Consider the following 22,986-nt stretch of genomic DNA (forward strand, 5'->3'; position numbering starts at 1 on the left):
CAGACCAGCATTTTGCCTCGGGCTTCCTTCAGATTCGCGGTCACCCGCGACACCCTTGCCTTCAGCTAACACTTACCCTTGCCGGGTGTGTAGAGGACTTTCACCTCCAAATCGTCCGACTCACCACCACAGTGAGCCGAACAGCGCCAGTCACGGCACTACGCGCCATGCCTGGCGCACAACGACAAACCCGCCACTTGGGCGGGTTTATCTGAATTGGTGGCGCCCGATTTCTCGGATGCCATGCTACGAACCTAGCGTCATCACCGGTATGGTGTTCGGGAGAGGACAACCCCTAGGGCGGCCCGATCATCATACTCACATACTCATTTTTGATCAACTTGTCCGCACCTCATGAACTGGAACGAACTGGAAAGGCACTTCTCTACGGCACGGCTTGGCCGCTTCAGCGTCGCCCGGAATGGCGACAAGACCCGCGCAGCTTCGGACTACACGCATAACATCCTGCTGGCCGAAGCGATGATGCCGATGCTCAATATCCTTGAGATCTCGCTTCGAAACGGCATCCATCGCAGCCTGACCGCCAAGTACGGCCGGGCCGACTGGTGGGCGGCCTGGTCCCAGGATCCAGCCTACGCCTGGCAGACAAGAGAGGTGCAAAGCGCGATCGGCAAGCTGACCCGGCGAAAGGAACAGCAGCACCCTGACAAAATCGTCGCCGAGCTGACCTTCGGCTTCTGGGTGTCACTCTTCAACAGCCAGTACCAGCTCTCCCTCTGGAAGAACCTGCGCCTGGTCTTCGGGCAGTGCCCCAAGCCCACCCGGCAGCGCCACAACATCTCCACAGCGCTCAACCAGATCCGCGACCTTCGCAACCGCGTATTCCACCACGAGCCCCTGCTCTGGCTCTCTCCTGACCTCCAGACCCAGCATGCAGTAGGTGTCCAGATCCTCGGCTGGATTGACCCGGCCCTGACCAACTGGCTTGGCCAGCGCGATCGCCTCCCCGGTCACTGGCAGGGATGGCTGGCTTCGTAGCTGGCATTTCTACCAGCAGGCCTTGCGCCTTCCGGGACTGTGAGAAAATCCTGGCATCGTGTGGGTCTCGGCGTCATGCCGGCACCCAGCCACACACAAACTCGGAAGAAACCGCCGTGAGCTCCACTGACGATTTTCCTCGTATCGCAGCCCCCTGCCCTGGTTGTCCGTGGCGGGTGGGGAAGGATGCGACAGACATTCCCCATTTCTCTATGGCCAAGGCTGAGTCGCTTGCCAAGACCAGCCCCTGCGAAAAAGGCTATGGCCCCTCTTTCACAGACGACATGTTTGCCTGTCACCAGTCGAAGGTAGGTGAAGAATTTGCTTGTGCCGGCTGGCTCGCGTCAGTAGGCCACGCGCATCCGCGCGTTCGCCTGGCCCTCATGCAAGGACGTCTACCTGAATCAGCCCTGGCACCGGGCAAAGACTGGCCAGAGTTGCACTCGACCTTCCAGGAGGTCATCGAGAAGCTCCGGGCGACAGCGCCTGAATCGCATAGCTGATCACTACCGATCAGCACCAGCACAAGGGTCAGTTCTGACCTTGCATCTTCTGGATGCATGAGAAAATGCCGGCATTGAGACTGAAACCTGAACCGAGGGTGTCACTTTGAAGCGTACGAACACATTCAAAAGCCAGATGCTTGGCTTCTACTTCAGCATCAACGACCTCCGCATCCCGGCAGATGGCGACATTCCTGACGATCAGTTCAAAGCAGCCGACGCTATCAACCACAAGGCTTACGAACTGCTCGAGCAGTCCTTGCCGAAATCCAGCGTCTGGCTGAAGCAGGATGAGCACAACCCTGAAATCACCTATACCCCGTACGAAGTGTGCGAGGAGTCGCTGGAGATGGAAGAGTTCGATGGCCAGGCGGCCTTCAACTTCTGGATCTTCAGCCATCACCGCATCGACGATGCCACCGCGGCCGCTTTCCAGGCTGAAGTCGCTGCAGCCTACGCCCGTGCAGCTACCGATCTCGGCGGTACCGCCCAATTCCTTCGCATGGAGTCGGTTGTCACCGAGGAAGTTGCAACCACGACCGTGATTGACCTGGTGCGTCAGCCCCAGCAGTCCTAAGGAACCCACTCCGATGAGTACCTGGATTAAATGCACCGACCGCCTGCCCGAGTGCCCGCACGAATGCACCACCGATGACACGATGGTGTCGCATACCGTGCTGGTCACCGATGAACGCGACCCGACTTCGCTTGGCATGGCGCATATGCGCGAGGATGGAACGTGGAAGCTTTACGGCGGCGACCACGACTTTATGCACCCGGAGCAGGTGACGCACTGGCAGCCGCTGCCTAGGTCGCCGTTCTATGATAAGCCGGCAAAGCCCGCCGACTGTGCATAACGATGAAGGAAGGGAGTTCGTGATGTTTTTCAGCCTCGGTAAGGGTCGCAGCGGCCCACTTCTGCTTATCGCCCTGGGCGCTGCCGCTGCTGCCTTTGGGCTTGTTGGCCTTCCGCTGGTACTGGCCTACGCCACTGCGATGGACCCCGAACAGGATGCCATCGCCATCTCCCTGGCTGGCAACCTGGCCGGCTTGGCAAGGATGGTCACCTACGCATCCGTGCCTCTGTTCTCCATTGCTGGCTTTTTGTCGCCTATCCGCAAGCGCCAGCAAGGATCCCTGTTGCTTTCCTGCCTTGGCGCAGCCCTCTGCTTGTTCGCTCTCGTTCTCTTTGGATACGCAGGCGCCATGTACACCATTGATAGCACTTCCCAGGTTATGGGGGCGCTACTCGTGATCGGGGCTTTGGCCACGGGGTTTGTAGGCGGGCTGACCTGGAGCTCTGGCCTGAGTGACGGGGTGGAGGCTTACCGAAGCTTCTGCCCATGCTGCGAGGGCGTTCATCGTCAAACCCCGAAGGGCATGATGGGTGGTACGCAGAGCAACGGGTGCGACGTGGACTTCACAACCTGGTGCTGCTCAGGCTGCGGCTTGTCCTGGACAGGCGAGCTGTTCGATCCAGGGAAGCCCAAAGGCCGAGCGTAAAACTGGAAGTCAAAAAAAACCGCCAGCAGTGATGCCGGCGGTTTTTGTTTTCACGCATCTCCCAGGCGCTTTGGGCACCTGGAAGCCTTTTGATCACTCCGACGGTACGTCGAAGTGGACACCCCGAACCCCGTAGAGACTCTGGAAACGCTCCGGAGTCTCATTGCGGTGGCAGAAGTCGATGCAAGACACACACAGACCATAGCCCGTATCGCGGTTGTGCCACTGGCGCCCACTAGTGACGCCGCCACAGCACGAGCACAGCATGCGACGGATCGGCTGGCGAACCATCACCCCGAACTCGATTTTCCCCGGCGCCCCGAACAATTCAGCGCCACGTATCAGGCGAACATCCTTGCCCTCATACAGCGCAAGAGCACCCTCCTCCGTCTCCACGACCGTGGATTCGAACTTGTAGCCGGCCAAGGCCTGCTCAGGAGCGGTACCGAACTCGCAGATCTTGGTTTGTGCCTTCAGCGCCAGCGGATTGCGAACCGCAACCACCTCCGGCATTACCACTTCGTAGTTCGGCCCGGTGTATTGCATCGGAAGGTTCTTCGTGTCGCCCCTGGCCTCCGCGATTTTGGTCGCGTAAGACAGTGCCGCCTCCAGCTCCAGCAGCCCGAAGTAGTTCTCGGACTTGATGTTGGTGTTGAAGTAGGTCGCAGGCATTACAGCCGTACCACCATGGTTAGCCCCAAGTCCGAAGGTCATCACCACATAACGCGGTTCATGAACCGCACGGTGAGGAATGCCATCGATGACAATGTGGCGTTTGGCGAAGGCATGAATTTCTACCTCCACCTCATCACGGGGATTACTGCCGAACGTTCCGAAGAACTCGTAGGTGTGGCACTGGTTGCGGCCGCGTTGGCGAAGATCGAGGACCTCCGGCAGCGCTGGCCAATCCCAGTTGTCCTGGCCAGAGGTGCGGCCACGAGGCTCACCAGACTGATCCAGTGACACTGGCGACCACAGCTGCCCTTCCCACCAGCGCAGCTCGTAGGCATACGCCAGATCGCGACTGAGGAAGGTTCCGCTTGCACGGATAGCCACAGGCGCCTGATCAGCGGAAAGGACAGCGATGTCGACTTCCACTTTCCCATCGTTACGGGTCACGGTACGCGGCTTGCGGCAACGTGGCGGAATGACGGATTCGGTGAAATTGAACAGAACGGAAATTTGCATAAGTTGCTCCTTGGGATTTAGCTCACGGAGCAACCCCTAGCGGGATGGCCCCGCGAGGGTTTGTGATGTGCTGGTGACCACCAGCTGGGTTTTCTCGCACCTGGTCAACCAGGGGCGAAGAACTGAGGATGAGGCGAGTTTACAGAGGGATCAGGGGGATTGGTAGGCGGCTGCGCAGGTCGTTCAAACCCACGTGAGCAGGCCGGCAGTCACGCCACCCAGCACCAGCCCTCATTGTCTACTGATGACGTGCTCTTCATGGCGTCTTCCTAGATCAGTTTGCTTGAACCACAATCCGGCCCGGCGTGCCATTCGGTAACCCAGCGGCCAAACACATGGTGGAGCCAATTTCGTTCCGCCATTGATCGTGACATTCAGCCTGGAGACCAGTTAGATCGTCCATTCCCACCAGATAGCCACTCACAGGCTGCTTAATGGCGCCGCACTGTTTCGCTTCAGCACGCCCCACGAACCGCTGTGTAAAAGGATTGAGCGATGCCGATACAAGCCATTCACACCCAGATCTGTCTCGCATCGCCAAAGGAACACTTGAGCCGGGTAGACCGGTCGCAGCTGCTTCCGCGAACAAGCTAAGCAGCGTCGTAACCTCAACAATAACGGGCTCGGTAACTGCCGACTCACCCGCAGCAAAAACATCGCTCATTGAGATGGCGGCAATCACGGCAACCAGCGCCAGCACACCCAGGGCCAGGCGGATGCGCTGTTTGCGGCGGTGCCGGGCTTTCTTGGCGGCTAGCTCTTCGCGCCAGCCCTCTGGACGTAGGCCCATGAATTGCGTTTGCATGATGGGTTCCTTTATCGGCGTGAGGCGGCGGCTGAAGCCGTCTGGGCAATGAGGTCGAGAACCTCGTCAGTGGACATGGAGGGAATCTGATTGCTTCCTACCATGCAACTCCATTTCTCCCACCCAATCTCTTCTGCCAATGGAGCCCTGGTGATAGCGATGCCTGAGTCATCAACCAACAGCACCACGAGCACATCTAACATGACGTCCACAGCTTGAACGCCAGGAAGAGTAGCGAGGCGCTCAGGGGACAGGGGGGAGTAATTGGTTTTCATGAAGTGGGGCCTGTTAGGGCGGGCGCGGTTTCTTGTGCCCTTCTACGACCTCAACCCCGCGTTTGACGGCAGGGCTTGGGGTGCTGGTGTACGTGCTCTGATCTTACCGCAAGCCCAGGGCACGCCGCGAAGTATCAAGTCCACACCCGGTCTCTGCTCGATAGACCTTGATTGCGTCGCTGAGCTTGCCATCGGCGATCAGCGCCTGGCACTTTTTCACGAGCGCTTCCTCACGCTGCTGCATCTCTTCGTAGGTATCCGCCATCTCAGTGCTCCTCTGGTACGGTCTAAGCGTCTCATGAGGCCGAGAATGCGCAAGGCCTGGGCAAGGCTAGAGCTGCTTGAAGCCCTAGCCCATACCCAGGACCTCAGGGGATCACTGAGGCAGCTTTTGCTCCACTACCACTGATCCCGCGTTGAACTTCCGGCCAAGCCGCATCGTGTCTCCCATGGTCGTGATGGGATGTCCACGCAAATCCGTTGCTTTCTTGTCCTCAGCCAGAAAGCGCATGGCGTCGGCAATCCGGTGCGCAAGCTTGCCGATCGCCTGGTTGTACCGGTCGGCACTACGACCGAACTCCAGGGCGTCATCCAGGGCTTTGCCGTGCAACAAGGCGTCGGCCACCCACTCACCGATTTCTTTGGCCGTGTCGTGGTCGTTCTTGCTGTTTGCTACCTTGCCGAGCAGGTAGAACAGGAAGTCATCGTCTCGGTTCGCCGACCAACCGTTGATGAAGCGGCACTCCATCTGGAACACGTCGAACAGCGAGTAGAGGGAGCCATCCGACAGCATGGACAGTTCTGGGTAGAGCGCTCTCAACTCCGGGAAATCTTCCTCCCCATACTCGGGCACCTCATCTGTCGGGTCGTTCAGCGTTTCCAGGCGCAGGCCGGCTGCCTGGGCCCAGACTTCTGCTGCTCGTTCTTGAGCATGCTTGGCGGCATTTGCGATATCGCCACGCCACTTCGCTTCAGTTTCCTTCACGGCATTGAACATCGCCTCCGAGACTGGCTCAAAGCCCGCCTCGAACTCGACGTTACCCAGCGCCGTGTAGACCCATCCCGCAGGCTCCGTCGTTTCCTGGATTGCTGGGCGGGCCGGCAGCAACGCCAGATCCAGGGGATCGCGCAGCGTCATCGGTTGCCCGCGATAGGTGAAGTCACCATTACCAGGGAGAACACCACCCACCAGGAGGCTGGCGAACGCGGCTTTCACGTCGCCCTCGTCCTGGTAATCCCCCGGCAGTCGAGCATTGAAGGGGCGGTGCAGGATTATGCAGCCAGTCGCCCGAGCCTCAAGGGTGGCTGTGTCCATGGCCGCAAGAGTTTCCGTTTGGTACGGAACCGGCACTACTCCCCAGGCCTCGACGGCCTCCTTGGCAGAAACAGTTGCTTCAGCAATCAAGCTGAGAGCCAGTTCTTCGACCGTTAAGCTGCGGGCCATCTCTTGCAGCTGTGCAGCCGGCTGTTCCTTCTGGCGCTCTTTCACCAGCTGCACCAGCTTGTCGAAGACGAAGACTCCCCCATCCTTGACCAGGTAGGCAGCGTTTGGCACGCCTTCAATCGCGCGCAACTCTTCCTTCAGCCTGTCGTTCTGAGCTCCGAAGTAGCTGCTGAACTCGTCAACGATCAGCACCCGCCGCCGCTCAGTTTTAGCGTTTGTTTCGTCAGACATGACTCATTTCCTTTCCAGTGCCTCAGTGGGCATAAACGGTGACCAGTCGCCTACACAGACGCCGGCCATAAGATCCAAGATCGGCTCAGGGAGAGAGTTGAACTGCCCCCGGCGCTCGGTGCGGTACTCAAACCTGCCGCCTGCAGGGATGAACACACCGTGCTGTGCCTCGGGGCCCATCCACATCCTTGCCCGAAAATCCACGATGTAGCCGAAGCCCAGCTCCAGCCACCAGTGAGTTACCCCGCAACTCTCTTCAGTGCTTACCTCGGGATCTTGCAGGCGCTGCATGTCCACGAGCATCCCACCGGCGACAATGTGCTGTATGCCGTTCTTGTGCAGCAGATGCGAGACCAGCCGGCTCATGCCATCGCATTCGACCTGGGCCGCCTCTGCAAGCGGCTCAAGCCAGGCCTGCAGCTGGGCGACGTCGAATGGAAGCCCTTCTGTCTCGGCCGCTGGCGCTGTGTCAGAACAGTTTCGGGACTGCATAAAAAAATGCCGCTGCGGACATGAAAAGGCCGGCAACCCTGAACAAGGTGTTGATCTGCGCCGTCCTGCTCATCTGCTTGAATTTCGGGCCGTGAGTGACGTCCTTGGTCGTGTAGTACCAACCGGCGGTCAACAGCGGGTAGAACGCGAGCGCAATGACAATGGCCTTGGCCAAGCTGGTTTTGACCGCGAACCCAACAACAATGGCGACGCAAAGCACCACTATCCAGAGGTAGCCGTGCCGTACCAGCTTGCGGAAACCTTCCAGATCGTCGTCTTGTTTGTTATCTGCATTGCGGGGCGGCTGGTAGAGGTTCGTCAACAGCAATTTGGCTGTAAGGGCAGCGTCCTCTGGCGCCAGCACCGCGGAGAAAGCCTCAACCAGCAAGGGCTCATCAATCCCTCCGTGGGCGGCTTTGAAGCGGACGCCGTAATAACCTGCGCTCAAAATGGCTTTCCGACACACATCCAGCGCCGGGCCCGGCGCTGAAAGCCGCTCGACGAGCTCCTCCTCGCTTACAACCACAACGCCTGCACTTTTCATCTTCGCCACGACGTCAGCGGCAGCGATTTTTCCATTGTTCGTCAAACAGGCCCCCAGTTTCAGTCGTCATCAAACAGATAGTCTTCAAGGTGGGCCAGACTGCCCACCCCCTGCCGCACTTCATTCAAGATATCGTCGGCAAAGTAGTCTGCCAGCCGGGCGATGCCCTCCAGCTCCGATTTCACGTAGCTCCTGTCGGTGTCAGGAGAACCCGTTCGATAACTGGCTACTTGGGCTAGCGCCGATGCCTGGGCTAGCGCCCTCACTCCTTCATGCAAATCGACGCCTCTTTTGCGCAGGAACTGCAGCAGCTCCCCCGCTAGAACTTCAGTTGGTCCCGCCAGCCGCTGATTCGGAAGCGTCTTGTGCTCCCGCAAGAAGCGCAGTGCTGTGAAAATACCTGGTATGGATGGGCAGATGGTGTGGTGCTTGATGTACCACTGACCGATTTTCTCCGCCTCGTCCTTTGTCACCCCTTCGCTTTTGAAGTGACCAGCCCAGGCTTCGTGATACTCCTCAGGCAAGCGAGCGCCCTCCCCCAGAGGATCCAGGAGTTCTGCCAGGCGCTTCACCATCCGCAGATGGGGAAGGCTCACTGGCTCTTTGCCGAAAAGGCTGTTCATCGGTACTCCGCTCCCGTCTTAGCTACTGGGCCTTCGCTGAAGGGACCTTGAGTTCGCCGCTCAACGAACCTGCTGCAACCTGCATAGCAGCCTTCGCGTCCCCCATATTCCGGGTTGAAAGGCTTTGAAGTGCGCCGACCAGCGGACGGCCTTTGAACTCCGGGGCAGTGCCATTTTCCAAGGCTTCGGCCGCTAGGACCATGACCGACGCGCAGTCCCCAATGCTCTTCCTGGCAAGGCGACGGAGCTCGCTTGGCAGGGGTTTACCGTTGAAAGTTTCCATGTGAATTCCTGTCTACGACCAATCTGGATGGTTCGGGCTGATCAGTGCCCTACCGGGAACGACCATTTCTTTGCCAGTGTCGATCCGGGCGACGACCCAGCTGCCACGACCACCAAAGTCGGTGGAAGAGACCGTACGAACAAGGTTGCCGCTTTTGACGAAGCGATACGTTGTGTCCGGCTTGATTGCCATGGGTTTTCCTCGACAAAGCGATGTAGTTGGTAACACCTGCAGACAGAAACGCAACACGCTTACAGCCACTCCTTAACTGGCGGCCGAACACTTCGTAAATCTCTTACTGGTGTCAGCGTCTCACGAGATGGACAAAGCGCAAGCGCACGAGCTGGCGGACATTATTCCTTCTGTATGCCTGTGGTGACACCGAATTCGCCCCTGCCCAGGCATCGAATACCCCATTTCTCGGCATGGCACCTCCATCGGGGCCGACTGCACCTTGCATGTTCCAGTGTCCGTGAGAGGTTTGACTCATCTCAGCCACAGCCAGGGCTTGCTGCCCAGGGAGACTTGCGATGACATCCACCTCTGCCAGCCCCGGCCTGGCGTTTCTGCAAGCAGCCAGTAGCGCCATGCCGTCCACCCTCGGTGATCGGGCAACGATTGCTGCGATGAATGAGGCCTTGAGCTTCGCCATTCGCTGCAAAATGCGCTTCGTCAAAACGGACCTGCTGGAGCTGCTGCGCCTTCGCCGGCAAACCTGCGTCGGCGTATTCCGGCCCGATAGCGAGCACTTCTACTCCGGGGCCTGCGCTGCAGGTGGCACTTTCGCTGGTGCCTGGGAGAAACACTTCGGCCTGAAGCCGTGGATTGCGCCCGAAGTGCTCGAGGCACGCAGTCCGGACGTATTAGCCAATAACCGCGTCGGCCCTGGCCTCGCCGTTCTGATCGACTCGAAGGTGGATGAGGACCTGGCGACATTCCGCGGGAAGCAGATCTGGTGGTGCACCAGCTTCGACGACAGCGAGATGATCCTTTGCCGCTATCACTGCGATCCGCACGATACCCCTCTGGTGGCCCGCGGAAAGCCGGCACGCCGGATGACACTCAACCGCTCCCAATGGGAAAAGCTGTTCGACACACCTGTAAGCACCGCTCCCTGAGCCAGGAGCACCACTTTGAGCATCAAAATCTACAACGGCCTGATCCTCCGCAATGCTTCGCTGGAGGATGCTCTCGGCCGGCTGAAAGGGATTCGGGCTGAGTGTGTCTCGATCGGGCAGAAATTCATCGCGCGAGAGGTTGCTCGGCGTATAGCCCTGGAGAAGGATCTCGAAGCGAACTACTGCCGTATCGACAAAGACAGCCAAAGTGCCTTCTGGGCCGTCCATGAGGAGATCCAAAAAGCCCAGGTTGACGTGCTTGGCCGTGGCGTCCGCTCTGTCGACTGGGACGCAACGCTGAGTGTTTGCCTGATCCCTTCCCAGGGAAATGTGCTGGCGCTGTTCTACTGCGAGGGAGTCTTGGGCTACCAAGAACAACTCAGGGCCGCTGGCTTTGACAGCTACCAGTACCAGAACTCGACAGACAGGCCAGATGACATTTCCGAAGAGGTCTGGCAGGAGCGCCAAGATACCTGGCTTCAAGCGCTTCCCTCTAGAACCCGGCCACTTGAGGTAGGTCTCACCTGCGAGATTGTCAGCTGGGATTGTCTGCGCATCGCGTTGTACGACCAAGATCTGGTGGCCTCATGCACGCCAAGCCCGGAGGTTCGGCGTCGGGAGGTTGCCATGCGGCTGACTGAGCTCGGGCCGGGAGAACAGCTGGATCTCAACGTGACGGGCATGACAAAGGTCTTTCGTCGACTCACGGAGCTGGCCAGGCTTCGTGAACCCAGCGTTGTGCTTTCCGAGAATCCCTTCAACCTGAAGTGACAGGGCTTTGAGGGCGCTGGACACCGCCCTCACACTCTTGCGCTTCAGCAGACTCGTGTGAGCCTAAGCTCCAATCGACCTGGAGCACTGCCCATGACCAAAAACACTGCCGCCGGCCAACCTGGCACCAGCAACACCTCTCTTCAACAGCGCCAGCGCCACTACGATCGCCTGCACCACCAGAAGCGCCTGCAGGACCTCGATGGCGAGCGGGGCGCCAGCATGCCCAAGCATGATGCACTCACCCTCCGGAACGGCAGCGAAGCCGCGCTGAAGCAGATCAACGAGCACGGCATGTCGTGCAATAGCGTCGATCTTAATGACTCGGCCTATCTCGCCGAGCTCGACGCATTCGCAGCTTGAGCTGCATGACACGCAGTACTGCCCACCACCCACAGGAAGCAATCCCGTGAGCAAAACCCTCCTCCAGATGCTCCGCGACGTGACGGATGCCTTTGATCCCGCAGCAGAACTGGCCGACGACGGGCGATATGCCCAGCTGGCCGGCGAATACATCAAGCATGACGCCCCGACCATCACGGAGTTGCGCGAGAAAGTGCTGGATGCGTCGCGCCGCATGATCGAGGACAACGACCCGTTCGCGGCTCCTCGCTGGGATACTGCGCCGTCCTGGGCATCCTGGCTGGCGCAGGACTATGACGCCAATTGGTTCTGGTACGACAAGAAGCCCAAGCCAGGCGTGGGCCGTGAAGGGTGGGTGGTAGAGGACGACTCTCGCAGCAAGGTGGCCAAGCGACCCACCAGCCGTGCGGCAAACAGCGCTTGGCACGGCACGCTACAGGCCAAGCCTGCCCCTGTAGGGCTGGACTGATGAGGCCTGTACAATTTGCCAAACTGACCGTCACCGATGCATAGGATCTCACCATGCAAGCCTGGGTAATGCCGCTGTTCAGCAAAGGGAAGCCGATCGCCCAAGGCAAAGAGCCTCCCTTCGTTACGGGCGACCTGAATATGGCCGACGGTCGCAATCCGGTTCTAGGTCGCCTTGTTTCCGAGGCCTGCCTGTTGAGCGACAGCGGCACCAATGTGCTGGATCCAATCGTGGATGTTCGCCTGCTGTCCATTTCGGCGCATGGGATGCAATTGCGTGGGTACGAATATGGCGCCGGCGGCGCCCAAGTAGCCCAGGAATGGTGGGTGCGCTTCACTCCGCCCACAGAAGGCTGATCTTCGCCGCCCCAACGCCCAAATGATCCCCAGAAGGAAATCTGCATGAAACCCGTAATTACCAAGGGCAAAACCGAATTCTTCCACTCGCTGAGCGCCCCTTTTGACGCGAACGCGAAGACCATCATCGACATCGGCTTCAACACCGCCGATGCAGTTCAGCAGCCCGATGGAACCTGGGAGGTTGATGGCGTTGGCAGCCCTGGTCTGGCGGCCTCTCTGGCGGTACTCGCTGAGCGCAAGGCCCGCAATGTTGCATTCCTGCCCCGCCACGCAGAGAAAAAAGCGGCACGGGCAGCTCAGAAAGCCCTTGCGCGCAACGGACAGGTCACGCTCAGCGACGGCACCGTTATCCGCCGCCTTTCCGACCGCCTCTGAGAGGAGAGCGCTGCGAACACCAGCGCGTCTTGCACTTCCGGCGCTCCATGTGACGCTGTGCTCTCAACGAATCGAGAGAAGCACGACATGGATACCCAGGCACTTGAAGCTCAGATCGCCGCCGAAGATGCGGTTTTCGCCCAGATGGATGCTGAGAGTGCCGCCCGCCGCGTCTTTCAAGCCCTGATCGACGAAGTTGAGGCGGTAGAACGTCGCCTGAACCTGGTTGGTGCACTTGCGTGCTTGGTGACCATCGAGCAGAACGCCGAAACCGACCCGCAGAAGCCCACCTACTGGCGCGACATGCATTCAGCTGCCGGCGGAACCATCGGCGCCTTGGCTGAGCTCGAAGGCATAGACATCAACGCAGAACTCGGCCGGGTGATCTACTGATTCCCCGCCTCGCTGGATGACCGTTATGTGCAACGACAAGCAACCCGCTGAATTGAAACCTGTCCGGCCGACTCTCTCGCACTGCAAACCGTGCAACAGCAAGGGCCATGACCCCGCAGATCCATTTCGCGTGTGCGGGGAATGCGGCGGCGCCGGCGGGAAGGTCATTGAGGCCTGGCCTGCCGGCCAGGGTGTGTTCTTCGAGCCGGCAAACTAGAGGTAGACGACAATGGCCATCGAACAGAGCGACTTGGACGGTTTTGAGCTGTCCTACAGCGTCCAAATCGACAGCAGCCAGATGCTGGAGCTGTGGGTCGACGAGTTGGAAACGGGTGACTGCGTATGGCAGGTCACGAACTCTAGCGGTCAGGTTCTGGACCGCTCTGACCGTTATGAGTGTCAGGCCCGCTGCCTGCGCGATGGCCTGAACAAAGCCTTGCAGTAGGAAAACTGCCCGATGATTGCGAACAAAGACAACGGCAACACCCCATGCAAGCACTGCGGTAGCCAAGACCAATCCTGGCATACGCACAACGTCGTGCGCGGCCCAGTACAGGACGGCCGCCTCAAGGTAGGCGAGGTCGAGTGCCAATTCGTGCTTGGCTGCAACCGCTGCTCAGAAACGCTTGCGGTGCTCAGCGCCGACCGGGTAGCCAGCATGATGAATGCGGCCTTGGACTGAAAAACGCCATCCAGGAGCGCCTTGCGATGAGCGAAGCAGCAAAAGCCCTTTCGCACTATGCCAGCAACTACCGTCAGCCCTGTGCCGATGACTCGGATCGCGAGTTCTGTCGCTCCGCTGCCCTTGCCTGGGCGGCCGCCATCATCGCTGGCACCGAGTAGCTGCCCATAGAGCGTGCTTGCCGCACTGACCTTGCGGATCAGCGAAGCTGGGGCAAGATGTTCACCCTATAGCCCGCCCCATCCGAATTGATCCGAGGACTTTGCAATGACTACCCAGCTAGCTGCTACCGCTCGTTCCTACGCCATTTATGCGGATGCTGTGGCGGCTTACGGGGTTACGCCGATCACCGAGGCTCAGTGGGCGGATTGGCAGAATACGCTGCCGGCGGTGAAAGCCGTGGACATGCCCCCTACCCTCAACCAGGGCATTGCATTGGCGCTGGAAGCTGGCGACCTGAACGGCGCTACCCAGATGATCGCTATGTGTAATGCGCACGATCAGGAATGCTGGTCGCAGTACACCACCGATGGTGAGTGCCTTCCCGCCGGAGGTCTGTGGTTCAGCATGCTGGACTGGATTAAGGGCAGCCGCCCTGACGCGAGCCCTCTGACTGTTGCGCACGTGCTTGATTACGACGGAGAGCTGCCCGAGGCGCTCACGCACTTCGAGCTGGACAACACCCGCTACTACTTCTCAGCTGACGAAGTGGTTGTCCATGACCCGGAGTTGGGCTTGTCGTTCCTGTTCTTCCACGGGCTCAGCAATCCGAGCGTGGAGGCAATTGCGGGGTTGATCAATAAGAGCAAAGGCTAATAGCCTGCCTGGCCCTTATCTCCAGCTGCACGGGGCGCCCGGTGCGCGGAGTGAGGGCCTCAGCACACATCTCTCTGCTCAGCGCCCCGCAGGCCTGGCCAGGGCATAGATGTTCCGCACCAACTCTCTGTCATACGGAACGCTGTAGCCAGTGACCGTAACCCCCTGTGGCGACCATGAGCCACCGTCCGAAGCGTCGGCGTAAACCCACCATACCTTGTCCTGGCTGACAGAAAACCAGTTGGCGTAGCCTGAGGGCAGCCGCTCACATAGCAGCCCGCGCTTCTCGCTCTGCCCTGCCTCTTCCCACGTCCTGAATCTCCGCGTCACCTCGCCTTTCGACTCCAGGTACTGACGGAGCTCCGCTCTAGATCGCATATTTCCTCGCCACGCTGGTCAGTCTGGCTGCAGCTTACCGCAGGTTCCAAAGACTGAACCCAGGCCGGGCCCCTTGCGCTTTCCAGCACTGCGGGAGAATGCGTCATCGAGCTGGTGCTGCCTCGAGCACAGCACCAGCATCCTTCAGCACAGGATGAACCGGCATGACCTTCCGCAAACAGGTGGCGCTACCCACCTCACTCACCGATCTGCTGACTGCCCGCCAGGACGCGATGCGCCTCATTGAGGACTCGCACCGGACCCTGCAGATGGCGGAGGAGGTTCTTGCCCCCTACGGCCACAACCTGATGCCCTACGAAGCGCAGCCGCGAGAATCGCTAGATCGTATTCGCAAGGAGCTGGACGGCAAGCTGTGGCGCCGTGCAATGGATCTGACCGGATTCAAACAGCTGATGGATGCTGAGGAGGCCGATAAGTTCGAGAAGAGCCTTTTCCCCTCCCCTGCCGAGTTCACTGATGCCAACGTCCGAGCAACCTTCATTGAGCTGCAAATACGCTCTGAGGAGATGTTCCGCCGGGGGGTGTTCAACGTATTCCGCCATCTCTCCGACGACTACCGCAGAAACAAGGCCGAACCGTTCCGCATGGGTAGCAGCATCATCATGCGCTCAATGGTGCGCCACGCCATGCGGCGAGGGCTCTGCATCAGCGACTCGATGAATAATTACGCCGGCAACAAGCTCAACGACATCGATCGCGTGGTGAAGACCCTCGACAAGAAGCGCTTTGACCCCAGAAGCCTGGAAGCCGCCATGAACGAGGTGTTCGAGAACCGTGGTGTCTACGAGGACGAGTACTTCCGGGCCAAGTCGTTCAAAAACGGCAATCTCCATCTAGAGTTCAAGCGGCTCGACCTGCTCGACAAGCTCAACGAACAGATCGCTGACTACTACACCTACAACGCTTTGGCAGATGGCCGGGCCGCCTGACCGCGGCCGGGCCAGGAATGGCGCTTGCGCATTCTGAAAATGCTGGACGATAGAGCCATCAGAACGCTCACCACAGGGCAAAGCAGATGGCCGCCGACCCAATCACCGCTGCAGCGCAGCTAATCCGCGAAACGCATGACCGCCAGGCGCTGCACGCGTACATCGACGCGACATTCGAGCCCTACGATGACGTGCCGCCCAGCACGATCGTAAAGCCGGACTCCTACATCCAGGACTTCCCGCTCGACCTTGATGAGCGCATCAAGGCGATGGAGGTTCGCCTTGGCCACGCGGAAATCCGCGCGGTACGCAGCAAGATGCGGTATGAGGAGATCCGGATCGGCGGGCTGGATGCCCTCAATAGCCGGGAGATCATGCAAAACGGCAGCGGCGACCCGAAGCTAGCCATCAACGCCCAGCTGCTGGTGCTGCATTCACACATCACGTCCGACAAGGTCGTTCTGCCCCGGTACCGGGAGCTCCTCGCCGCCTGGCGTGCTGAAAGGGACTCAGCGGGCCACCAGATCGCTCTGCTCTTCTAGGGTGGCTGCAGCTGCTGGCCAGGTGTCGTAAAACGGCCTACGGTGGCGTTCTGGGCGGTTCTGAGGCCATAGGTCAGCCCAACGCTGGAGTGACGCCAGACACAGGCTGGTGTAGGCCGCACCAGCCATCTCCGTTCCGCAGCTCCGAGATCAGGCCTATTCCTGCTCGCTACGCGCCAGGAGCGCCAGGATCACAGCGGCCATGCCCCCAAGGAACTCACTGCGCCGGAACATGGTTTCGTCGATCACGTGAGGATCGTCGATCCCTGGATCGAGATTTTGCAGCTCATCCTGTTGCGGCACCAATTCGAGCGCTTTCTGCTTAAACCGCTGAGCAAGTGTCATCGGCTTTTCCATGAGTCCGCCCTTGTCTAATGCTTTCCATCCAGGGCCCCGGCCCTGGTCTATGCATAGCGCGCGTTCTGGCGCCGGCTTGCTCAGCACCCACGGCCCGGTGCCGGCGAAGCCATCCGCGCGATGGAACACCGCACCAGGTGCACCCAGGGCGACCGCCTCGTCGGCGTCGGTGGGTTCGTGCCCGTAGGTCGTCAGCTCGTACAGGCTCAGGCCCAGCAGCTCCGCAGCTACTTTGCGCGAGCGAGCCGCGACCATACCTTCAGCGCGGCCGGCCAGCGTGCAGCAGTAGACGTTCAATTTGGTCATGTGGGACGTGTTCCTTTCTAGCTGATCAGCTCGTACAGCTCGCGGCTGTGCATTCGGATCTTGTCGGCGTCAACGCGTAACCGAGACACAGCATCAGCGTATCTGCCCTGCTCAACTGCTTGTCGAGCCATGATGACGACCGTGTAGATCGACAGATCATCCCGCAAAAGCTCTTGACGAAGCAGGTCAATCTGCTCGGGACTCAGCACAATGCCCACGGATCTGTTATCCATCCCTCGCCCCTTATCTCTCGAAGCCAGCCGCAAGTTTGCCGATGGTCACCACTGCAGCTTCCATTTTCAGCCTTGCCGAGCTGTTTGCAGAGTGAATTCGGATGGCGGGAGGCACGAAGCCATTCAGGGCAACCTGCTCTTCCAGCCACAACAGCACCGTGTAACCGGTGCCCCGGTCATCGTCACCGAGATCATGATCAAGGGACAGCTCAGTTACACTCCCACCCTTCAGAAGCTCGATGGTCTCATCGGGCCAGAACGTCCTCACCCAACCTTCCGGGGTAGAGCGCTCGTCATCCAAAAACACTTTCACGCGGTCACCTCGACCAATTTTGCGTAACGCGCGGGCTCGGCCACCTTCGCCTCAGCCACCTCGACAAAGCGCGGCATCAGCAGCTGCCCGCTGGCGTGGCCTTCCCAGTGCCAGTGGAAATACACCTGAAAATGCACCAGGCGCTCGCCATCGTAGGCGCTCACCATAATGCGGCCATGCCGGCCGCCTTCTGACTTGCATTCAAGCCGCAGGCGGGTTTCAGGGTGGTGCGGCACGCCGCGGGGATACCATGCAGGCATGGGGTACTCCTTTGTAGGGGCCTGTAACGACTGTGGCAGCTACTTTTTCTTCGGCTTTGGCTGCTGGCGCGGCTTACAGGTCAGACAGAACCCCTTTTTTCGCGCCCTTCTTGAAAATGTCGAACCACTTGTTACAGCCCTTGCAGTGGAAGTCATCGATCTTCGCCACGTCGGTTTCCTCAGTAATCGTTATGGTGTCAGCGTCTCACGGGTCACCTGAAACGCAAGCGGATGGTCTTCCTAGGCCAAGTGCTAGCCGCCTCCGATAGCGCACCAGCTCGCTTACTACCTCTTTCTCGGTTGCACATCCGTCATCCTGAAATACCGTAGAGGCATATGAACCAGTGAGCCCCTGCGGGACTACCGATGAACATGCACTCGACCATCACCAACGCGCTCCACGACGTGCGCCAGCAGTACGGCGAAGAGCCTTTCGTAGAGGGCGACTGCCACACCCTCGCCGTGGCGCTGCTGGAGTCGAACAACCGCCAAGGAACCCTGGTCGCCTGCATGCTGGATGACGCAGATGCTGGTGCTTCAGCGCCAGCAGAGTATTTGCATATGGTGTACCGGTGCCCGGAGGGACATGCCTGGGACATCAATGGCGACAAGGCCGACTCGCGCTGGGAAGAACGCATGGTCAACGCCGGCATCGCACTCCACGGCGCCGGCGCCAAGCAGCGCCTCCGCTGGGAAGAAGTCCCGCACCAGGATCACCAGGTCTGGCTCATGGACAACTATGGCTGCGTCGACATCCTGCTCTGCAACAAGCTCACGCGAATGATGAACGCCCTTTCTCCCCACTGATACCAGCGCCCTTGCGCTTTCCCAGGTCAATGGAAAATAGGCATGACAGCAACGCCCACTCCCAACACAGAGCAGAACGCCATGGCCCGTGCCATTTCTCCCAGCTGCCCCCTGGCCGCGACAAGCAATCAGATCCCGAAGCCGCTTTTCAACGTAGGCGATCGCGTTGCGTTCAGCTTCAAGCACGAAGCGAACAAGGCGTTCTACTTCCGGGCCCTGCTGCGTCACGAGATCCGGCAAATTCGCCTGCATCGTAAAGAGCGGCCAATGCTCGACTACAACAAGGGCCAGATTCGCCAAAAGCTGCGGATCATCTGCGAGTCGGCGGATATCGAGGTAGCCGGCATCGCCCCGATCTATGGCCAGAATGTTGGGCATATCGCCAATGAGTGCTACTTGCCCGGCGTGCCGGGGGCAGCAAGCCCTCTGGAGTTCGGTTTTTACCTGTGCTTCCGCACCCAGGACGAGTCCGGCAATACCGTTGCCTACGTTCCCAAGCTGGGGATTGTGTCTGGCGGGGACCTCACGGCCGCCGTTCCCCTGCTGTCCTAGGTGAAAGCGATGCCGTTCAAACGCAAGCCAGGCCTCGGCCACTACAACGCACCTCGTGCTGATTGGTATGAGGCCTATCGCGCCGCACGTGTAGCGATTGGTAGGGGCGAGAAGCCTGACCACAGACTTGACGGCGTACGCTGGAAGGCGCAACTGATCGTTGCATACGACCGGGATGGCCAGGGCGACCAGCTCAGCGACCCAGCACCAACGAGGCTGGCGCTTCGGCGGCTCAATGACGAGGTGATCAGCCTGGTCTTAGAGGGCGGCCTTCGGCGCTAGGCCGTTGATGTGCTTGCGAAGGCTTGCTGCCTCCGGCTCCAGCACTAGCCCCGACTGCTCCAGTTGCCGGAAAAGGCCTTTCAGCCGCTCCGGGCAGGCCTCCCCTTCTCTGCGGATCTCGGCCTGCAGGTCGGAGATCAGCTCCTTCTGGCTTTTCGACAGGTAGAACATTGTCGGCTTCTGCCCGTAGACGATCGTGCCTCCGACCTCGATCGAGATGTACTCTCGCTCCTCGCGATCCAGCTCAGCCAGATGCATGCCGTCCTCGTGCTCTACCACTTCCACCAATAACTGCGCCGCGCCCGCCATTCTGTTCTCCAGGAATCTTGCTGTTGTACCGATGCTCCCCTGCCAAGGAGCCAGGGGCGGCATTCTTTCAGCTCAGACCTTCAGCACGGCTTGTATTCGTCCCATATCCGGGCTCGTGAGGCTCTATTCCCCGGAAGCACTGCTGCCTAGCCGTCGAGCGCATGCTTCCGGTTGAGGTGTTCCGCCAGATCAGCAATACGCTGCTGCACAGGCGAATACTTCGACTCACGGATGCCGAAGTCAGAAGGGCTGGTGCTGATCTCGATTTCCGCCGCCTCTTTCAAAGCCAGCTGTAGGTACAAAGCACCAATCACTTGGATTTTATTTCCACCAGGAAACTCGACCTCGAGCAGGCCCGCGGTGTCATCGGCGTCCTGCAATTCACCTAATGGGGAAATTCGCACGCCTGTCAGGACGTGCGTCACCGATTCACGCGCCGGCACGGCACAGAGGAATTGTGGAAGCTGCTGAAGTGCGTCGATATAGCGAACGCTCAGGTTACAGGACAAACTCATCTCATCTCCTTATCTGGTGCACCACGCACCGTTCTATTCAGGCTTGACGGTTGACCACTTCCGCCAGTTCCTTGAGGCGGGACCACTTGGCCAGCATGAAGCGCCAGGCGAAGCCCCAGGAGCCCTTGTCTCCACCGCAACTGGAGACGCCGTATTTCCCCTTCATCGTTGATCCGTTGAGGCTGAACGGGCCGAAGGTATGGCAAAGGACGACTCCCTTGGGTGTGTCATGTCGGGCGATAAGCCAAGGCTGCTCTTCGCCCTCTTGTCGGCCACTCCAGTAGGTAGGCGGGCTGACTTCGAGATTCTCGTAGAAGTACGCCTGGACGAATGCCTCGTCGACGGACACAGCAGAATCGATCATCTTCGCCGACAGCACGATGTACTCCGCCTGGCACACGTGGCAATTCCCTACCAGCAGCTCGTAGTCGTAGTTGCTACGACGCCCGGCTGCTTGCTGATCTGCAGGAATCGGCTTCTCCATGCGCGACCTGATCAGAGCAGTCTCCAATCCCGGAATCGTGTCGCCGTCTGTGAGCCAGTATTTACCGACGGGTACAGTGCAGGTACTGGTGGTCACCTGCAGACGAGTAGCCTGGCACTCTGGACAGTTGAGGTGCAGATCACGCTCGATTGGCTCGATACGGATCGCCTGGCCCGACATAGCTTGCTCCTCCTGGGAATTTTTCATCTCTCAACGCTCCGCCAGCTGATACATGTCGAGGAACTCCCAGAAGGGAAAGTCTCTTCCGTGCTCACGAATTCCGTGCCGGATGATCGTGGCGCCACCGGCTCTCAGCTCCTCGAGCGAGATGCCACACGACCAACCTACGAGCTTCAATCCGGTCGCACCGGCAACCTCCCACTTCCCGAGAAGCTGCATGGCCTCTTCGAAGTAAGCCGTCGGCCATTCAAGACAGGTGTTCTCGGTGCTTCCAGAGGGGACACCGCAAACGGTGTATCCACGGGTGTACCGGATGTCGAGGTCATCAGGAGTTGGAACCCTGCCGAGCTTTGTCGAGCCGAGGTACCAGGCCTTCAGCCGCCTGCAGGCGTGCTCGGTTTCCGTGCCGTGCTTCTCCAGCAGCGGCCACGCTTCATGCCGAATCACAGTGATCTGGCGGGGGAAGACCTTGATTGTGGGGTTGTACCCCTCTTCATCCGCTGTCTTATGCCATGTCAGCCTGCAGAAAGGCCCGTCCTTCTCGTGAGCCTCGATAGACGCGCTCCAGTGCGCGTATACCGTCGTTTGCAGCTCTTCCCAGCCTTCGAGACGGTTCATGAACATTTCCCGCGCAATACCCAGCACCACGCCTGGTGCGTGGTGACCGTGAGCGAAGAAATCCTCGTACCCCTGATCGAAGATCCCGACACTGAAGTAATCGAGTAGCACGCCATTCTTCACTACCGATGTAGGGAGGAACCCTAGCGGACCGGCATAACTACCAACGCCACGCTCCTGCAGCACACGCATGCACTCAGGACAACTGACCACACCATCCAGCCCCGCCAGACTCTCGGACGAAGCGCAGCCAAAGATGGCGCGGCTCACCCCGCACAGCATTACCTCTAAGTTGCTTTTATGCGCCGCATGCGACGGTGCACCGCCAAATCTGCTGTGGCTGGACTCGGAAACGACGGAGTATTGGAAGATGGGATTCCGCATGGAAGCTCCTGTAGGAAGGGGCAAACGCCGCTGAACACTGCGATTCGTGGATGCAATGTTTTCATGTATGGGTAGCGTCTACAGGGGGAATTGCTCCCCCTTTAGGGCCTCGACTCACCGACTCCGAAAACGCTTCAGGACGTGGTCAACCTCACTCAGAGCCGCTGCGAACTCTTCCTTGGCGTCACGCCTCCCCCTGGCCCGGCCGCGGCCTTCCGCCAGCCTTAGCGCGAGATGGGTATTCCCGGCGTCCACCGCTGCAGCGATCTGCTGCTCAACGAACGAATTGTCACGCCATTCTGCAAAGATCACCTTTTCGACGTCAGCCAGGGCCCTATCACGGGATCCGTAAACAAGCCCCTGAACCTCTCCGGCCACCTCCATCCACCAATCTCCGGGATCGACCACGTGCTCTTCCCGAGGCAACCCCGCAAGCGAGGTGTCGAAGTCGTACGCCAGGCCAACGCGGATGAAAGGAAAGTCTGGGTGCACCTCGATGGAGGACTGCGTCATGGTCATAGGCTCCTGAAAAGGGATGGCGATGGATGCACGGTGGCTGCTGAGCTACTTCAGCTCACCCTGGGCCCGCGCCAGCGCGGCTATGTCCAGCGCGGCCTTGGACTCACCGCCACCCTGCTCGATAACCCACTCCAGAATCTTCCGGCGGGTAACTGGCCCGTAGCGGTATCGTGCCTTGGCGAGAATGCACAGGCCCCAAAGCGGGTTGATGATCCAAAAGCCCACGAGCCGCGAAAGAATGGTGAAGCCGGCGAACATGAGCAGCAGCCCGGCGATGGTGCCTAGGGTTTCGCCATGAGCTCCGCCAAGCCAAACAGCCACCTCGCCCCTCAGGAGTAACGCGGGATAGGCCATGGCCGAAATGGTAAGGCCGGCGCAGGTGGCAGCCAGCCGATCGACGCTGGACAGGTACAGGGCCACATAGCCGTTGAGCAACCACTGCTGGCTTTTACTCAGGTCTTCCAACTTCACGTTCGTCATCAATGCTCCTGGTCAACGTGGCGCCCGGCCCGACACGCTGTGCCCCATACGAAAATATGGCGGCCAGCGCTGGGGCCTTCTGCTGAAGGTACAGGCGGCATCTTTGCATCTGATGTTTCGTCGCACTGGGGCTATTGCTCCCATCTGAGGGGCTCGACGCCTGATCTGGCAGCCGGCCGGGGCGCAATGACGTGCAGCTACAGAGGGAATTGCTCCGTCTGTAGCCTGCTGGTGCCACTCCTGAGATGCGCCCTGGAGAACACTCCGCACGGCCGGGCGGC

General features: G+C 59.6%; 41 protein-coding genes. 21 read left to right on the plus strand and 20 right to left on the minus strand.

Annotated elements, in window-relative coordinates; all coding sequences use genetic code 11:
* Positions 1 to 354 precede the first annotated feature (354 nt).
* The 5 genes from A9513_RS22085 to A9513_RS22100 all read left to right on the plus strand — a co-directional run bounded on the left by A9513_RS22085 (position 355) and on the right by A9513_RS22100 (position 3,005).
* Positions 355 to 999 (plus strand): Abi family protein, encoded by a 645-nt coding sequence (locus A9513_RS22085; protein ID WP_065327741.1) that lies wholly within the window; start codon positions 355 to 357, stop codon positions 997 to 999.
* Positions 984 to 1,502, plus strand: a complete 519-nt coding sequence (locus tag A9513_RS36780; RefSeq protein WP_368034189.1) for a DUF6283 family protein — start codon at positions 984 to 986, stop codon at positions 1,500 to 1,502. Before A9513_RS22085 ends, A9513_RS36780 begins: the two co-directional genes overlap by 16 nt.
* A 136-nt stretch (positions 1,503 to 1,638) precedes the next feature.
* Positions 1,639 to 2,079, plus strand: a complete 441-nt coding sequence (locus A9513_RS22090) for a hypothetical protein (protein ID WP_065327742.1) — start codon at positions 1,639 to 1,641, stop codon at positions 2,077 to 2,079.
* 13 nt (positions 2,080 to 2,092) lie between these two features.
* Positions 2,093 to 2,359 (plus strand): DUF551 domain-containing protein, encoded by a 267-nt coding sequence (locus A9513_RS22095; RefSeq protein WP_065327743.1) that lies wholly within the window; start codon positions 2,093 to 2,095, stop codon positions 2,357 to 2,359.
* A gap of 22 nt (positions 2,360 to 2,381) precedes the next feature.
* Positions 2,382 to 3,005 carry a hypothetical protein gene (locus A9513_RS22100; RefSeq protein WP_065327744.1) on the plus strand — a complete coding sequence of 208 codons (624 nt, stop codon included), beginning with the start codon at positions 2,382 to 2,384 and terminating at the stop codon, positions 3,003 to 3,005.
* 93 nt (positions 3,006 to 3,098) lie between these two features.
* Here A9513_RS22100 and A9513_RS22105 read toward each other — a convergent pair whose 3' ends face one another.
* The 10 genes from A9513_RS22105 to A9513_RS35695 all read right to left on the minus strand — a co-directional run bounded on the left by A9513_RS22105 (position 3,099) and on the right by A9513_RS35695 (position 9,082).
* Positions 3,099 to 4,193 (minus strand): hypothetical protein, encoded by a 1,095-nt coding sequence (locus tag A9513_RS22105; protein WP_065327745.1) that lies wholly within the window; start codon positions 4,191 to 4,193, stop codon positions 3,099 to 3,101.
* Positions 4,194 to 4,467: 274 nt separating this feature from the next.
* Positions 4,468 to 4,998 carry a hypothetical protein gene (locus A9513_RS22110; RefSeq protein ID WP_065327746.1) on the minus strand — a complete coding sequence of 177 codons (531 nt, stop codon included), beginning with the start codon at positions 4,996 to 4,998 and terminating at the stop codon, positions 4,468 to 4,470.
* 11 nt (positions 4,999 to 5,009) lie between these two features.
* Positions 5,010 to 5,273, minus strand: a complete 264-nt coding sequence (locus A9513_RS22115; RefSeq protein WP_065327747.1) for a hypothetical protein — start codon at positions 5,271 to 5,273, stop codon at positions 5,010 to 5,012.
* A 103-nt stretch (positions 5,274 to 5,376) separates the two neighbouring features.
* On the minus strand, positions 5,377 to 5,538 hold the full coding sequence (locus A9513_RS36170) for a hypothetical protein (RefSeq protein ID WP_176707272.1): 162 nt from the start codon (positions 5,536 to 5,538) through the stop codon (positions 5,377 to 5,379).
* 111 nt (positions 5,539 to 5,649) lie between these two features.
* The gene (locus A9513_RS22120; RefSeq protein WP_065327748.1) at positions 5,650 to 6,948 is read right to left on the minus strand and encodes a hypothetical protein; all 1,299 of its coding nucleotides are present in this window, start codon (positions 6,946 to 6,948) and stop codon (positions 5,650 to 5,652) included.
* Between the two features lie 3 nt (positions 6,949 to 6,951).
* Positions 6,952 to 7,314, minus strand: coding sequence for a hypothetical protein (locus tag A9513_RS22125; protein WP_141678480.1), 363 nt, complete (start codon positions 7,312 to 7,314; stop codon positions 6,952 to 6,954).
* Between the two features lie 103 nt (positions 7,315 to 7,417).
* A complete protein-coding gene (locus A9513_RS22130) occupies positions 7,418 to 8,029 on the minus strand; it encodes a hypothetical protein (protein ID WP_141678481.1) in 612 nt (203 codons plus the stop codon).
* Positions 8,030 to 8,043: 14 nt separating this feature from the next.
* Complete coding sequence (locus A9513_RS22135) at positions 8,044 to 8,607, minus strand: hypothetical protein (protein WP_065327751.1); 564 nt, start codon at positions 8,605 to 8,607, stop codon at positions 8,044 to 8,046.
* Positions 8,608 to 8,629: 22 nt separating this feature from the next.
* On the minus strand, positions 8,630 to 8,890 hold the full coding sequence (locus A9513_RS22140) for a hypothetical protein (RefSeq protein WP_065327752.1): 261 nt from the start codon (positions 8,888 to 8,890) through the stop codon (positions 8,630 to 8,632).
* 12 nt (positions 8,891 to 8,902) lie between these two features.
* Positions 8,903 to 9,082 carry a hypothetical protein gene (locus A9513_RS35695; protein WP_141678482.1) on the minus strand — a complete coding sequence of 60 codons (180 nt, stop codon included), beginning with the start codon at positions 9,080 to 9,082 and terminating at the stop codon, positions 8,903 to 8,905.
* A gap of 338 nt (positions 9,083 to 9,420) precedes the next feature.
* Between A9513_RS35695 and A9513_RS22145 the strand changes: the two genes are divergently transcribed.
* The 13 genes from A9513_RS22145 (at position 9,421) to A9513_RS22205 (ending at position 16,106) form a co-directional block, all read left to right on the plus strand.
* Positions 9,421 to 10,008 carry a hypothetical protein gene (locus A9513_RS22145; protein ID WP_086250772.1) on the plus strand — a complete coding sequence of 196 codons (588 nt, stop codon included), beginning with the start codon at positions 9,421 to 9,423 and terminating at the stop codon, positions 10,006 to 10,008.
* 15 nt (positions 10,009 to 10,023) lie between these two features.
* Entirely contained in the window at positions 10,024 to 10,779 is a 756-nt protein-coding gene (locus A9513_RS22150; protein WP_065327754.1) for a hypothetical protein, read from the plus strand.
* Positions 10,780 to 10,872: 93 nt separating this feature from the next.
* Entirely contained in the window at positions 10,873 to 11,142 is a 270-nt protein-coding gene (locus A9513_RS22155) for a hypothetical protein (RefSeq protein ID WP_065327755.1), read from the plus strand.
* 46 nt (positions 11,143 to 11,188) lie between these two features.
* On the plus strand, positions 11,189 to 11,611 hold the full coding sequence (locus A9513_RS35135) for a hypothetical protein (protein WP_083196188.1): 423 nt from the start codon (positions 11,189 to 11,191) through the stop codon (positions 11,609 to 11,611).
* 53 nt (positions 11,612 to 11,664) lie between these two features.
* Positions 11,665 to 11,967, plus strand: a complete 303-nt coding sequence (locus tag A9513_RS22165; RefSeq protein ID WP_065327756.1) for a hypothetical protein — start codon at positions 11,665 to 11,667, stop codon at positions 11,965 to 11,967.
* Between the two features lie 45 nt (positions 11,968 to 12,012).
* The gene (locus A9513_RS22170) at positions 12,013 to 12,345 is read left to right on the plus strand and encodes a hypothetical protein (RefSeq protein WP_065327757.1); all 333 of its coding nucleotides are present in this window, start codon (positions 12,013 to 12,015) and stop codon (positions 12,343 to 12,345) included.
* Between the two features lie 87 nt (positions 12,346 to 12,432).
* A complete protein-coding gene (locus A9513_RS22175) occupies positions 12,433 to 12,738 on the plus strand; it encodes a hypothetical protein (protein ID WP_065327758.1) in 306 nt (101 codons plus the stop codon).
* Positions 12,739 to 12,967: 229 nt separating this feature from the next.
* A complete protein-coding gene (locus tag A9513_RS22180) occupies positions 12,968 to 13,183 on the plus strand; it encodes a hypothetical protein (protein WP_065327759.1) in 216 nt (71 codons plus the stop codon).
* Between the two features lie 12 nt (positions 13,184 to 13,195).
* The gene (locus A9513_RS22185; RefSeq protein ID WP_232925159.1) at positions 13,196 to 13,420 is read left to right on the plus strand and encodes a hypothetical protein; all 225 of its coding nucleotides are present in this window, start codon (positions 13,196 to 13,198) and stop codon (positions 13,418 to 13,420) included.
* A 26-nt stretch (positions 13,421 to 13,446) separates the two neighbouring features.
* The gene (locus A9513_RS36565) at positions 13,447 to 13,581 is read left to right on the plus strand and encodes a hypothetical protein (RefSeq protein ID WP_255302880.1); all 135 of its coding nucleotides are present in this window, start codon (positions 13,447 to 13,449) and stop codon (positions 13,579 to 13,581) included.
* 106 nt (positions 13,582 to 13,687) lie between these two features.
* A complete protein-coding gene (locus A9513_RS22190) occupies positions 13,688 to 14,236 on the plus strand; it encodes a hypothetical protein (protein ID WP_065327760.1) in 549 nt (182 codons plus the stop codon).
* Between the two features lie 542 nt (positions 14,237 to 14,778).
* Complete coding sequence (locus A9513_RS22200) at positions 14,779 to 15,564, plus strand: DUF4942 domain-containing protein (protein WP_065327762.1); 786 nt, start codon at positions 14,779 to 14,781, stop codon at positions 15,562 to 15,564.
* Positions 15,565 to 15,650: 86 nt separating this feature from the next.
* Positions 15,651 to 16,106: a hypothetical protein gene (locus A9513_RS22205; protein WP_065327763.1), complete on the plus strand. Its 456-nt coding sequence runs from the start codon at positions 15,651 to 15,653 to the stop codon at positions 16,104 to 16,106.
* Between the two features lie 156 nt (positions 16,107 to 16,262).
* On the opposite strand, the gene A9513_RS22210 is transcribed toward A9513_RS22205, so the two are convergent.
* The 4 genes from A9513_RS22210 to A9513_RS22225 are packed head-to-tail and all read right to left on the minus strand — an operon-like array spanning position 16,263 to position 17,575.
* On the minus strand, positions 16,263 to 16,769 hold the full coding sequence (locus A9513_RS22210) for a hypothetical protein (protein WP_065327764.1): 507 nt from the start codon (positions 16,767 to 16,769) through the stop codon (positions 16,263 to 16,265).
* Between the two features lie 17 nt (positions 16,770 to 16,786).
* The gene (locus tag A9513_RS22215; protein ID WP_065327765.1) at positions 16,787 to 17,002 is read right to left on the minus strand and encodes a hypothetical protein; all 216 of its coding nucleotides are present in this window, start codon (positions 17,000 to 17,002) and stop codon (positions 16,787 to 16,789) included.
* A 10-nt stretch (positions 17,003 to 17,012) separates the two neighbouring features.
* Entirely contained in the window at positions 17,013 to 17,315 is a 303-nt protein-coding gene (locus tag A9513_RS22220) for a cyclic-phosphate processing receiver domain-containing protein (protein WP_065327766.1), read from the minus strand.
* Positions 17,312 to 17,575 carry a hypothetical protein gene (locus A9513_RS22225; RefSeq protein ID WP_065327767.1) on the minus strand — a complete coding sequence of 88 codons (264 nt, stop codon included), beginning with the start codon at positions 17,573 to 17,575 and terminating at the stop codon, positions 17,312 to 17,314. Before A9513_RS22225 ends, A9513_RS22220 begins: the two co-directional genes overlap by 4 nt.
* A 366-nt stretch (positions 17,576 to 17,941) precedes the next feature.
* Here A9513_RS22225 and A9513_RS22230 point away from each other — a divergent pair, with 366 nt between their 5' ends.
* From A9513_RS22230 to A9513_RS36175, 3 genes are read left to right on the plus strand one after another with little or no spacing between them, the layout of a single operon-like run.
* Positions 17,942 to 18,382, plus strand: a complete 441-nt coding sequence (locus tag A9513_RS22230; protein ID WP_065327768.1) for a hypothetical protein — start codon at positions 17,942 to 17,944, stop codon at positions 18,380 to 18,382.
* A 42-nt stretch (positions 18,383 to 18,424) separates the two neighbouring features.
* The gene (locus tag A9513_RS22235) at positions 18,425 to 18,934 is read left to right on the plus strand and encodes a hypothetical protein (protein ID WP_065327769.1); all 510 of its coding nucleotides are present in this window, start codon (positions 18,425 to 18,427) and stop codon (positions 18,932 to 18,934) included.
* 9 nt (positions 18,935 to 18,943) lie between these two features.
* Positions 18,944 to 19,216, plus strand: a complete 273-nt coding sequence (locus A9513_RS36175; RefSeq protein WP_065327770.1) for a hypothetical protein — start codon at positions 18,944 to 18,946, stop codon at positions 19,214 to 19,216.
* Here A9513_RS36175 and A9513_RS22245 read toward each other — a convergent pair.
* The 6 genes from A9513_RS22245 to A9513_RS22270 form a co-directional block, all read right to left on the minus strand.
* On the minus strand, positions 19,193 to 19,525 hold the full coding sequence (locus A9513_RS22245) for a hypothetical protein (protein ID WP_065327771.1): 333 nt from the start codon (positions 19,523 to 19,525) through the stop codon (positions 19,193 to 19,195). The genes A9513_RS36175 and A9513_RS22245 overlap by 24 nt on opposite strands.
* Before the next feature lie 146 nt (positions 19,526 to 19,671).
* Complete coding sequence (locus A9513_RS22250) at positions 19,672 to 20,040, minus strand: hypothetical protein (protein ID WP_065327772.1); 369 nt, start codon at positions 20,038 to 20,040, stop codon at positions 19,672 to 19,674.
* Between the two features lie 37 nt (positions 20,041 to 20,077).
* Positions 20,078 to 20,731 (minus strand): hypothetical protein, encoded by a 654-nt coding sequence (locus A9513_RS22255; protein ID WP_065327773.1) that lies wholly within the window; start codon positions 20,729 to 20,731, stop codon positions 20,078 to 20,080.
* Between the two features lie 3 nt (positions 20,732 to 20,734).
* Positions 20,735 to 21,706, minus strand: coding sequence for a hypothetical protein (locus tag A9513_RS22260; RefSeq protein WP_065327774.1), 972 nt, complete (start codon positions 21,704 to 21,706; stop codon positions 20,735 to 20,737).
* A gap of 114 nt (positions 21,707 to 21,820) precedes the next feature.
* A complete protein-coding gene (locus A9513_RS22265; RefSeq protein WP_065327775.1) occupies positions 21,821 to 22,219 on the minus strand; it encodes a hypothetical protein in 399 nt (132 codons plus the stop codon).
* 51 nt (positions 22,220 to 22,270) lie between these two features.
* Positions 22,271 to 22,705 carry a hypothetical protein gene (locus A9513_RS22270; RefSeq protein ID WP_065327776.1) on the minus strand — a complete coding sequence of 145 codons (435 nt, stop codon included), beginning with the start codon at positions 22,703 to 22,705 and terminating at the stop codon, positions 22,271 to 22,273.
* Positions 22,706 to 22,986 lie beyond the last annotated feature (281 nt).

This window comes from Pseudomonas sp. AU12215 (assembly GCF_001675465.2).
In the GTDB taxonomy this organism is placed as follows: Bacteria; Pseudomonadota; Gammaproteobacteria; order Pseudomonadales; family Pseudomonadaceae; genus Pseudomonas; species Pseudomonas nitroreducens.

Coding starts and splice junctions, on each gene's coding strand:
- A9513_RS22085 (WP_065327741.1), top strand. CDS start 355: ATGAACTGGAACGAACTGGAAAGGCACTTCTCTACGGCACGGCTTGGC.
- A9513_RS36780 (WP_368034189.1), top strand. CDS start 984: ATGGCTGGCTTCGTAGCTGGCATTTCTACCAGCAGGCCTTGCGCCTTC.
- A9513_RS22090 (WP_065327742.1), top strand. CDS start 1,639: ATGCTTGGCTTCTACTTCAGCATCAACGACCTCCGCATCCCGGCAGAT.
- A9513_RS22095 (WP_065327743.1), top strand. CDS start 2,093: ATGAGTACCTGGATTAAATGCACCGACCGCCTGCCCGAGTGCCCGCAC.
- A9513_RS22100 (WP_065327744.1), top strand. CDS start 2,382: ATGTTTTTCAGCCTCGGTAAGGGTCGCAGCGGCCCACTTCTGCTTATC.
- A9513_RS22105 (WP_065327745.1), bottom strand. CDS start 4,193: ATGCAAATTTCCGTTCTGTTCAATTTCACCGAATCCGTCATTCCGCCA.
- A9513_RS22110 (WP_065327746.1), bottom strand. CDS start 4,998: ATGCAAACGCAATTCATGGGCCTACGTCCAGAGGGCTGGCGCGAAGAG.
- A9513_RS22115 (WP_065327747.1), bottom strand. CDS start 5,273: ATGAAAACCAATTACTCCCCCCTGTCCCCTGAGCGCCTCGCTACTCTT.
- A9513_RS36170 (WP_176707272.1), bottom strand. CDS start 5,538: ATGGCGGATACCTACGAAGAGATGCAGCAGCGTGAGGAAGCGCTCGTG.
- A9513_RS22120 (WP_065327748.1), bottom strand. CDS start 6,948: ATGTCTGACGAAACAAACGCTAAAACTGAGCGGCGGCGGGTGCTGATC.
- A9513_RS22125 (WP_141678480.1), bottom strand. CDS start 7,314: ATGAGCCGGCTGGTCTCGCATCTGCTGCACAAGAACGGCATACAGCAC.
- A9513_RS22135 (WP_065327751.1), bottom strand. CDS start 8,607: ATGAACAGCCTTTTCGGCAAAGAGCCAGTGAGCCTTCCCCATCTGCGG.
- A9513_RS22140 (WP_065327752.1), bottom strand. CDS start 8,890: ATGGAAACTTTCAACGGTAAACCCCTGCCAAGCGAGCTCCGTCGCCTT.
- A9513_RS35695 (WP_141678482.1), bottom strand. CDS start 9,082: ATGGCAATCAAGCCGGACACAACGTATCGCTTCGTCAAAAGCGGCAAC.
- A9513_RS22145 (WP_086250772.1), top strand. CDS start 9,421: ATGACATCCACCTCTGCCAGCCCCGGCCTGGCGTTTCTGCAAGCAGCC.
- A9513_RS22155 (WP_065327755.1), top strand. CDS start 10,873: ATGACCAAAAACACTGCCGCCGGCCAACCTGGCACCAGCAACACCTCT.
- A9513_RS22165 (WP_065327756.1), top strand. CDS start 11,665: ATGCAAGCCTGGGTAATGCCGCTGTTCAGCAAAGGGAAGCCGATCGCC.
- A9513_RS22170 (WP_065327757.1), top strand. CDS start 12,013: ATGAAACCCGTAATTACCAAGGGCAAAACCGAATTCTTCCACTCGCTG.
- A9513_RS22175 (WP_065327758.1), top strand. CDS start 12,433: ATGGATACCCAGGCACTTGAAGCTCAGATCGCCGCCGAAGATGCGGTT.
- A9513_RS22180 (WP_065327759.1), top strand. CDS start 12,968: ATGGCCATCGAACAGAGCGACTTGGACGGTTTTGAGCTGTCCTACAGC.
- A9513_RS22185 (WP_232925159.1), top strand. CDS start 13,196: ATGATTGCGAACAAAGACAACGGCAACACCCCATGCAAGCACTGCGGT.
- A9513_RS36565 (WP_255302880.1), top strand. CDS start 13,447: ATGAGCGAAGCAGCAAAAGCCCTTTCGCACTATGCCAGCAACTACCGT.
- A9513_RS22190 (WP_065327760.1), top strand. CDS start 13,688: ATGACTACCCAGCTAGCTGCTACCGCTCGTTCCTACGCCATTTATGCG.
- A9513_RS22200 (WP_065327762.1), top strand. CDS start 14,779: ATGACCTTCCGCAAACAGGTGGCGCTACCCACCTCACTCACCGATCTG.
- A9513_RS22205 (WP_065327763.1), top strand. CDS start 15,651: ATGGCCGCCGACCCAATCACCGCTGCAGCGCAGCTAATCCGCGAAACG.
- A9513_RS22210 (WP_065327764.1), bottom strand. CDS start 16,769: ATGACCAAATTGAACGTCTACTGCTGCACGCTGGCCGGCCGCGCTGAA.
- A9513_RS22215 (WP_065327765.1), bottom strand. CDS start 17,002: ATGGATAACAGATCCGTGGGCATTGTGCTGAGTCCCGAGCAGATTGAC.
- A9513_RS22225 (WP_065327767.1), bottom strand. CDS start 17,575: ATGCCTGCATGGTATCCCCGCGGCGTGCCGCACCACCCTGAAACCCGC.
- A9513_RS22230 (WP_065327768.1), top strand. CDS start 17,942: ATGAACATGCACTCGACCATCACCAACGCGCTCCACGACGTGCGCCAG.
- A9513_RS22235 (WP_065327769.1), top strand. CDS start 18,425: ATGACAGCAACGCCCACTCCCAACACAGAGCAGAACGCCATGGCCCGT.
- A9513_RS36175 (WP_065327770.1), top strand. CDS start 18,944: ATGCCGTTCAAACGCAAGCCAGGCCTCGGCCACTACAACGCACCTCGT.
- A9513_RS22245 (WP_065327771.1), bottom strand. CDS start 19,525: ATGGCGGGCGCGGCGCAGTTATTGGTGGAAGTGGTAGAGCACGAGGAC.
- A9513_RS22250 (WP_065327772.1), bottom strand. CDS start 20,040: ATGAGTTTGTCCTGTAACCTGAGCGTTCGCTATATCGACGCACTTCAG.
- A9513_RS22255 (WP_065327773.1), bottom strand. CDS start 20,731: ATGAAAAATTCCCAGGAGGAGCAAGCTATGTCGGGCCAGGCGATCCGT.
- A9513_RS22260 (WP_065327774.1), bottom strand. CDS start 21,706: ATGCGGAATCCCATCTTCCAATACTCCGTCGTTTCCGAGTCCAGCCAC.
- A9513_RS22265 (WP_065327775.1), bottom strand. CDS start 22,219: ATGACGCAGTCCTCCATCGAGGTGCACCCAGACTTTCCTTTCATCCGC.
- A9513_RS22270 (WP_065327776.1), bottom strand. CDS start 22,705: ATGACGAACGTGAAGTTGGAAGACCTGAGTAAAAGCCAGCAGTGGTTG.